Genomic DNA, 6,501 nt, shown 5'->3' on the forward strand with positions numbered 1-6,501 from the left:
TTCCAGGATTACAGCCCAAAAAAGGCGTTTTTGCCTACTTTTGTCGCCTTGAACAAAAGTAGGGCGCTGTAAGAGCGCAACACTTCAAAAGGATATAGAGCCTAACCCTCACCGCGAATGCGCTACGTATCAAACAACAACCCCACCCTGGAGGGGATACGCACTCATCACCACCGCGAATGCGCGCGCACCCTCCCTCCAACAAATTCAACAAACCACCCCCACCACCCCTTACGACGCCGAACAATTGGCCCCGAAGCTTAGAGCCTGTCTCGGGCGGCGAAGCGCAGCCCGATTGAGTCCACAGGGTGGACAATCGTTTCGGGCAGCGAAAGCCGCCTACAGGCTCTTGGCTTCGGGGTCAGGATTACAGTCCAAAAAAGGCGTTTTTGCCTACTTTTGTCGCCTCGTACAAAAGTAGGGCGCTGTATGAGCGCAACACTTCAAAAAGATATAGAGCCTAACCCTCACCGCGAATGCGCTACCAATCAAACAAAAAAGGGCGGAAGAAGCAAAGCTTCTCCCGCCCTTTCAGATTCTTGAAACCGCCTGTTAAGGCGTCACCACCTCAAGCCCCCCCATGTAGGGCCTGAGCACCTCGGGAATCACAATGGACCCGTCTGCCTGCTGATAATTCTCAATGACAGCCACCAGACAACGGCCAACGGCCTGCCCGGAACCGTTCAGGGTGTGAACGAACTGTTTTTTCTTGGAATCCTTGGGCTGGAATTTGATATTGGCGCGCCGAGCCTGGAAATCCCCGCAGTTGGAACAGGAGGAAATCTCGCGGTACTTGTCCTGACCGGGCAGCCAGACTTCAATGTCGTACGTCTTGGTTGCGCCAAAGCCCATGTCGCCCGTGCACAGCACGATGGTCCGGTAGTGCAGACCGAGCAGTTCGAGGATTATCTCGGCCGAGCGGGTCATGTCCTCCAGAACCTCGTAGGAATGGTCGGGATGAGCAAAATTGACCATCTCCACCTTGTGGAACTGATGCAGCCGGATCAAGCCCTTGGTATCCTTGCCGTAGGAACCGGCCTCGGAACGAAAACACGGGGTATGGGCGCAGAACTTGACGGGCAGCTTTTCCTCGGGGATGACTTCGTCCGCATAGATATTGGTCAGGGGCACCTCTGCGGTGGGGATGAGAAAAAGATCGCGCTCGTCGTCGAGCCGAAACAAATCCTCCTCGAACTTGGGCAACTGGCCCGTGCCGGTCATGGTCTTCCGGTTGACGATATAGGGAGGGATGACCTCGGTATAGCCGTGCCGGGTCGTCTGCGTATCGAGCATGAACTGACCCAGGGCGCGTTCCAGACGGGCGCACCAACCAAAACTGAGGGCAAAACGGGACCCAGTCAGCTTGGCAGCACACTCGAAATCGAGGCCACCCAAAGCCGTGCCTAGCTCCCAATGCTCCTTGGGCGTAAAATTCATTTCAGGCTTTTCGCCCCAATAGCGCAGAACCGGGTTGTCCTCTTCGCCCTTGCCCAGGGGCACAGACTCGTGCGGGATGTTGGGCACGGACATCATCCAGTCCGTCTCAGCCTTCTCGACCTCGGCCAGTTCCGCGTCCAGCTCCTTGGTCCGGCTGGAGACCTCGCCCATCTTCTTGAGCAGATCCGCAGCATCTTCCCCGGCCTTCTTGCGCTTGGCGATTTCCGGACCCACGGCGTTCTTCTCGGCCTTGAGCGACTCCACCTCGCCGATGAGCTTCTTGCGCTTTTCGTCGAGTTCGATGAACTCCTGAACGTCTATCTTGGAGTTGCGCTTCTTCAGGCTTTCCCGGACCGCGTCCGGGTCATTCTGCATCAATTTGAGATCAAGCATGATATCTATATCTCCTCGTTGGCTTCGATACCCGTAGTATCCTAGGCAACGGCTTCTTTCAAGGCGGCCAGAACCTGCTCTCTGGTCATCTCGGTGGTGTCGATAGTGGTCGCGTCGTCAGCGGGTTTGAGCGGTGCCACAACGCGGTTGCGGTCCTGATGGTCCCGTCTGGCGATCTGTTCCTTCAACTCTTCCAAGTCGGCGGGCTTGCCCATGGCCACAAGCTGCCTGAATCGCCGCATGGCCCGTTCGTCCACGGACGCGTCCAGAAAGAACTTGCACGGGGCGTCCGGAAAAACCACGGTGCCCATGTCGCGTCCTTCGGCCACCAGGGAGAACTTTTCGCCCAGGGCCTGCTGTGCCGCCTTCAGGAAAGTGCGGATGACCGGCAACGTGGCGATGTTGGAGGCCCACATGCCCACCTGCTCGGTGCGAATCTCATTGCCTATGGCCGTTCCGTTCAAAGAGAGCACGGAATCCTCACCCGTGCCGGACAGGCCGTATTCGATTCCGTCGAGCGCGGCCCCGAGTTTCGCCTCATCCCATTCCCAGGACCCCTCGCCGAGCTTCCAGGCCACGGACCGGAACATGGCCCCGGTGTCCAGGTAGGGAATGGACAGATGCCGGGCCAACTGCTTGGCCATGGTCGATTTGCCCACCCCGGCAGGGCCGTCGATGGTCACGATCAGGGTCTTATCCATTGAGAATCTCCGCCAGCGTCTCGATGAAAATCCTGTTTTCGGCGTCAGTGCCGACATTGACGCGAATGCACTTGCCCAAACCGAAACTGCCCAGGGGACGCACGATGATCCCTTTTTTCAGCAGCGCCTTGAATACGGCCTGAGCGGGCTTGCTCGGCTCGAACATGACGAAATTGGACTGACTGGGCCAGACCTTGCAGCCAAGCTTGGCCAGTTCCTCGGTGAAAAATTCACGACCGCGCATGACCACGCTCAAGGTCTCGTTGAAAAACACCTCGTCTTCCAGGGCGGCCAGGGCGGCCTCTTCGGCCAACAGGTTGACCGTGAACGGAATACGGGCGTTCTTGATCACTCCAGCCAGTTGGGGCGGCATAATGCCATAGCCCACTCTCATTCCGGCCAGGCCATACGCCTTGGAGAAGGTGCGCAAACAGACCAGATTATCAAATTTGTCAAAGGCCTGAACCGGAGAATAGGACTCCGGCGGCCAGGCGAACTCAATGTAAGCCTCATCGACCACCAGCAGACAGTCGGAAGGCAGCACGCCCGCCAAGACCGAAAGGTCTTCAACGCTGGCAGCCAACCCCGTGGGATTGTCCGGGCTGGTCACGATGACCATGGCCGTATTTTCGTCCGCTGCCTCGGCCATGGCGTCCAGAGGCAAATCAAACCCTTCGCCGCGCGGCACTTCCCGGTACTCCAGGCCGCACAGCTTGGCACACATGCGATACATGGCAAAGGAATGTTCGTAGCAGACCACGTTGGACCTGCCGGGCGTACCCATCATGCGGAAAAGCATGTCGATGATCTCATCCGAACCGTTGCCCACCAGCACGCAGTCCTTGGATACTTCGGCATGTTTGGCGATGGCCTCGACCAGGCGCGGCGAATGATTTTCCGGATAACGAAAGGCGCGTTGCGCATTGCTGGAAATGGCTTTCTGGACCAGCGGAGATGTGCCCAAAGGGTTTTCGTTGCTGGCCAACTTGATGACCGAACTCAAACCATATTGCTTCTGAATCTGCTCAATGGTCAGGCCCGGCACATAGGGCGCAAAATCATAAATCTCAGGACGGACATTGAAGTCTCTCATTAATTCTCCCCTCACTCACAAAAAAAGGAACGACCGAAGCCGTTCCCTTATCTTCTTTGGGCTTATCAGTAAAGAAAACTAGTGAGGACGAACCGTAAGCACGGGTACACCGGAACTCTTAACCACCTTCTCGGCCACGGAACCGAACAGGATACGGTCGATACCCTTGCGCCCATGGGTGCCCATGACCACCATATCGCACCCTTCCTCCTCGCAAATAGTCAGGATTTCCTCGGCGGGATATCCGGTAACCACCTTGCCTTCAACGCCGAGATCCTTGAAATTCTCCTTGACGAACGCGTTCATGGTGTCCTCTGCACCGGTCACGATCTCACCCACGAAGCTTTCAATGGAACTTGGAGGCACATGAAAACCCACATATTGACTGAGTGAAGGAGCCACGTAAAGAACCACTATCTTGGCTCCCGAGCACTTGGCCATCATGTTGGCGTAATCAGCCACCATGGGGCTATAGTCCGAAAAATCGACTGCACAAAGGATCTTCTTGATGTCTGCCATGACTGCATCTCCTTGCTGTATGTTGGTTTTTCCCGGCCAAAACCGGGAAAATTGCATTCTCTCCACTTCGTTTATGCATCTCTCGCCCCTGATAGACAACCCTTTTCTTCTGCATTAAGGTCATGTTGGCGTTGATGATTCCATACGCCCACCCGGAAGATTTTTCCGGTGTCTTCTAGGAAAATAATATGCATTTACAATTAGTTGTCAACACCATGCTCTTGGCAAGGTCTTTGCAGAATCTTAGGCAAACCACAGGATAGGAGTAGAAACATGCAGATCCGTCCTGATCAGATCGAGGGCGTCCAATCAGAGCAATCGCAACGAAAGGACAAGGCCAAGCAGCCTGAACAAGCCTTCGGGGACATTCTCAATCAGGAAGTGGCGCGGGAAGACGCACCTGCAAACACGCAGAGCATCGCGCCGCCGATGATCGTGAACCCCCTGATCGCAGCCGGGGCCGCTGGAAGCGTGCAGAGCACGTCCTCCGACGTCTCCGAGGTTGCCGAAGAAGTGGAATCCATACTCGACATGTGGGACAATTATGCCGCGACACTGGGCAATTCCGAAGCCGGACTCAAGTCCGCCTACGGGACCCTGGACGAAATCGCGGGCCAGGTGGCAACGCTCAAGACCGAGCAACCCGACCTGGGAACTACCCATCCGGGACTCAAGTCCATCGTCGACGAACTGGAAACACTGGCTGCAACCGAGCAGTTCAAGTTCAACCGGGGCGATTATATCTAACCGGTAGACCGCTCAGCCATTTCGAGCCCGGACCGCACCACGGTCCGGGCCGCCCCCGGTTGTGATGACACGCCTCCGCCCCCCCATCCCCTCTCCTCTCCGAAATTTTTTGCTGCCGCCTTCGGCGGTTAAAGCAAAATTGACCACACTCTATGTCAAGATACCCATGAGGTGGCTTACAACCCAACTTCAGTATTTTTGTCTGCGCGAGAAGCACAACCGTGTCACCATGGTAAAATCTAAACCATTTCATGAGGCTATATGCAAAAACACGCAAATCGTGGTGGAGATTCAGGGATCGAAGCTTTTAGGATTGAATCAGATGGTATTTGTATCCAGTACATAAAAGCTGGGACTTACACCTATACTGTTGGCAAACTTGGACAAGATCACATTGATAACATGAAACAGCTCGCTCTCGAAGGAGAAGGTCTTAACGAGTACATTAATACTAATAGAGATGTGTACAATGGATGGACCAGCAAAGGTGGTCGTGAACTCTCTAGATAATTGTCATGGAGCGCCTTTGGCCAGCATCCAAACAGCGGCTCTCTTCCCGGATGACGCGATTTGGCTTGGAAGAGTGGGTCAGATGTGCATTTTCCGGGTGCCGACCGACCGGAGGCGTAGCCCAGCTACGGTGAGGATCGGGCGGTGCCCGGAAAATGTGCAGATGGCCCGCTATCCCAAGCCGCCCCCTACCCCACCCCGCACGCAAAAGCCCCCGGAGATGCTCCGGGGGCTTTTGCGTGCAGGGGAGGGGCCGTCTATTCGCCCAAATATGCTTTGCGAATATCAGGGTTTGCCAGAAGCTTTGAGGCCTCATCCTCCATGACCACTTTTCCCGTCTCCAAGACATACCCTCTACTGGCTGCCTGGAGGGCAAGATTGGCGTTCTGCTCGACCAGCACCACGGTCACACCCTGCTCATTGATCATCTTGACTATGTTGAAAATCTGTTTCACCAGCAGTGGGGCCAGCCCCATGGAAGGTTCGTCCAGGAGCAGGACCTTGGGCCGGCTCATGAGCGCCCTGGCCATGGCCAGCATCTGCTGCTCTCCGCCGGAAAGAGTGCCGCCCAACTGCTTGCGCCGTTCGCGCAGTTTGGGGAACAGGTCGAACACGCGCTCCACGTCGTCCTTGATGGCGGCATTGTCGCGACGGAAAAACGCGCCCATGTCCAGATTTTCCAGCACGGTCAGGCGCGGAAAGATACGGCGTCCCTCAGGCACCTGACACAACCCCATGGAGGGTAGGATGTCCGAACCGACCTTGTTGATGCGCTCTCCCTTGTACAGGATGTCGCCCGCCACGGCCTTGACGATATTGCATATGGTCATCAGCGTGGTGGACTTGCCCGCGCCATTGGCGCCGATGATGGACACTATCTCGCCATCAAATACCTTCAGCGATACGCCCTTCAAGGCCTGGATCCGCCCATAGGACGAAACCACGTTTCGCAACTCCAGAATCGGTGTCTTTTCTGCCATGTATGTGTGCCTCCGGCGGCTGGGGGAAGGGGAGGAAAAAACCTTTGAAAAGGGTTCTTTTCCTCCCCTTCCCCCAGCCGCCGGAGGCACACATACATGGCAGAAAAGACACCGATTCTGG

7 protein-coding genes are annotated in these 6,501 nt (G+C 56.0%); 2 read left to right on the plus strand and 5 right to left on the minus strand.

The window, feature by feature from the left end:
- Positions 1-552: 552 nt before the first annotated feature.
- From serS to DWB63_RS17055, 4 genes are all read right to left on the minus strand, one after another.
- Positions 553-1,830: a serine--tRNA ligase gene (gene serS / locus DWB63_RS17040; RefSeq protein WP_128330073.1), complete on the minus strand. Its 1,278-nt coding sequence runs from the start codon at positions 1,828-1,830 to the stop codon at positions 553-555.
- 41 nt (positions 1,831-1,871) lie between these two features.
- A complete protein-coding gene (cmk, locus tag DWB63_RS17045; RefSeq protein ID WP_128330074.1) occupies positions 1,872-2,531 on the minus strand; it encodes a (d)CMP kinase in 660 nt (219 codons plus the stop codon).
- Positions 2,524-3,624, minus strand: a complete 1,101-nt coding sequence (gene hisC, locus DWB63_RS17050) for a histidinol-phosphate transaminase (protein WP_128330075.1) — start codon at positions 3,622-3,624, stop codon at positions 2,524-2,526. Before hisC ends, cmk begins: the two co-directional genes overlap by 8 nt.
- Positions 3,625-3,702: 78 nt before the next feature.
- Positions 3,703-4,143, minus strand: a complete 441-nt coding sequence (locus tag DWB63_RS17055; protein ID WP_128330076.1) for a universal stress protein — start codon at positions 4,141-4,143, stop codon at positions 3,703-3,705.
- A 273-nt stretch (positions 4,144-4,416) separates the two neighbouring features.
- Between DWB63_RS17055 and DWB63_RS17060 the strand changes: the two genes are divergently transcribed.
- The gene (locus tag DWB63_RS17060) at positions 4,417-4,890 is read left to right on the plus strand and encodes a hypothetical protein (RefSeq protein ID WP_128330077.1); all 474 of its coding nucleotides are present in this window, start codon (positions 4,417-4,419) and stop codon (positions 4,888-4,890) included.
- A 261-nt stretch (positions 4,891-5,151) separates the two neighbouring features.
- On the plus strand, positions 5,152-5,400 hold the full coding sequence (locus tag DWB63_RS17065; RefSeq protein ID WP_206613194.1) for a hypothetical protein: 249 nt from the start codon (positions 5,152-5,154) through the stop codon (positions 5,398-5,400).
- Positions 5,401-5,657: 257 nt separating this feature from the next.
- Here DWB63_RS17065 and DWB63_RS17070 read toward each other — a convergent pair whose 3' ends face one another.
- Positions 5,658-6,380: an ABC transporter ATP-binding protein gene (locus DWB63_RS17070; protein WP_128330078.1), complete on the minus strand. Its 723-nt coding sequence runs from the start codon at positions 6,378-6,380 to the stop codon at positions 5,658-5,660.
- Positions 6,381-6,501: the final 121 nt, after the last annotated feature.

This window comes from Pseudodesulfovibrio sp. S3, assembly GCF_004025585.1.
GTDB lineage: Bacteria > Desulfobacterota > Desulfovibrionia > Desulfovibrionales > Desulfovibrionaceae > Pseudodesulfovibrio.

Excerpts from the sequence above, each read along its gene's own strand:
- DWB63_RS17070 (WP_128330078.1), bottom strand. The coding sequence starts at position 6,380 with ATGGCAGAAAAGACACCGATTCTGGAGTTGCGAAACGTGGTTTCGTCC.
- DWB63_RS17055 (WP_128330076.1), bottom strand. The coding sequence starts at position 4,143 with ATGGCAGACATCAAGAAGATCCTTTGTGCAGTCGATTTTTCGGACTAT.
- DWB63_RS17065 (WP_206613194.1), top strand. The coding sequence starts at position 5,152 with ATGCAAAAACACGCAAATCGTGGTGGAGATTCAGGGATCGAAGCTTTT.
- cmk (WP_128330074.1), bottom strand. The coding sequence starts at position 2,531 with ATGGATAAGACCCTGATCGTGACCATCGACGGCCCTGCCGGGGTGGGC.
- hisC (WP_128330075.1), bottom strand. The coding sequence starts at position 3,624 with ATGAGAGACTTCAATGTCCGTCCTGAGATTTATGATTTTGCGCCCTAT.
- DWB63_RS17060 (WP_128330077.1), top strand. The coding sequence starts at position 4,417 with ATGCAGATCCGTCCTGATCAGATCGAGGGCGTCCAATCAGAGCAATCG.
- serS (WP_128330073.1), bottom strand. The coding sequence starts at position 1,830 with ATGCTTGATCTCAAATTGATGCAGAATGACCCGGACGCGGTCCGGGAA.